This is a genomic window from Vibrio sp. S457-15 (genome assembly GCF_000960545.1).
GTDB classification, from domain to species: domain Bacteria; phylum Pseudomonadota; class Gammaproteobacteria; order Enterobacterales; family Vibrionaceae; genus Vibrio; species Vibrio parahaemolyticus.
Map to the genome: position 1 here is coordinate 1 of NZ_JYOQ01000155.1, position 427 is coordinate 427.

The 427-nt window shown below is 48.2% G+C and carries 1 pseudogene; it reads left to right on the forward strand.

Annotation, left to right across the window (positions count from 1 at the left end):
• Nucleotides 1-247 (forward strand): annotated as a pseudogene (locus UF05_RS26595) (endonuclease); the annotation flags it as partial.
• Nucleotides 248-427: the final 180 nt, after the last annotated feature.

Consider the following 427-nt stretch of genomic DNA (forward strand, 5'->3'; position numbering starts at 1 on the left):
AAGCGAAGGGAACGGCAGGGGGTGTGACACCTGTGTCCACTGCTACATGCAAGAGAACTTCAAGAAACGCAAAGTAATGCCACCCGACAGAGCCCACGACTGGATTGCACGTACCTACCTATGAATGAGCAAGGAGTCCGGATGCAAACTCTCCAAGCAACAAACTCAGCTAGTGAGTGCTTGGAACAAAACCTATCCGGTATATAAATGGGAATGTGAGCGTTACGAGCGCACCGCCAAAGAATAAGGAAACCACAACCCGTTTGTTCAAGAGTATTGCCGCGCACGGTAAAAACACAAGAGCACCAGGTCTTTGTTTGAGGCGTGTCCATCATTCGAAACGTCACTTGCCCCTTGGTTTTTCGGGTGAAAGCATCCTTGTTAGGATATACGTTTATTCTCTTGCTGGAAATCTCATGCGTATACC